Source organism: Streptomyces eurythermus (assembly GCF_014649115.1).
Classification (GTDB): Bacteria; Actinomycetota; Actinomycetes; order Streptomycetales; family Streptomycetaceae; genus Streptomyces; species Streptomyces eurythermus.
Genome location: NZ_BMSK01000064.1, coordinates 1 through 719, shown reverse-complemented (window position 1 = coordinate 719; position 719 = coordinate 1). Strand labels below are relative to the sequence as shown.

General features: G+C 69.1%; 1 protein-coding gene. It reads right to left on the bottom strand.

Features of this window, described 5'->3' with window-relative positions:
- Window positions 1–659: acyltransferase domain-containing protein (locus IE251_RS40480; protein WP_229897177.1), on the bottom strand; the 659-nt coding region annotated here is incomplete at its 3' end.
- Window positions 660–719 lie beyond the last annotated feature (60 nt).

Here is a 719-nt window from a genome sequence, read left to right as displayed (position 1 = left end):
GAATGACCCACCACCGCATCCGGCTTCACCCCGCAAGCCGCCCAGACTTCGGCCAGCGACACCATCACCGCCCACGTCACCGGCTGCACCACATCCACCCGCTCAAGCCCCTCACCCGAGCGCACCACCTCCAACAAATCCCACCCCACCAACGGGCTCAGTGCGGCAGCGCACTCGCCCATGCGGGCCGCGAAGACGGGTGAGGAATCCAGTAGTTCCGCGCCCATACCGGCCCACTGCGTGCCCTGCCCGGGGAACACCAACACCGACCGGCCCACCGAACCAGCCACACCCGACACCACCGGGGCCCGCAAACCTGCCAGCAGTTCCTCACGCCCGGACGCCACCACCACCGCACGATGACCGAACACCGAACGCTGCGCAGCCGACCACCCGACCTCACCCACACCCAGCCCGCCATCGGACTCCACCAAAGCGGCCAGACGCCCCAACCCCGCGTCCAAAGCCCCCGCCGAAACACCCGACACCACCACCGGAACAGGGTGTTTGACCGGCCCAGGCACCGCCTCAGCATCCCCCGCTTCCTCGGGGGCTTGTTCCAGTACGACGTGCGCGTTCGTTCCGCTCACCCCGAACGCCGACACCGCCGCCCTACGCGCACGCTCCACCACCGGCCACGCACGCGCCCGCGTCAACACCTCCACCCCACCCGAAGACCAGTCCACATGCGACGACGGCACACCCACATGCAACGACCT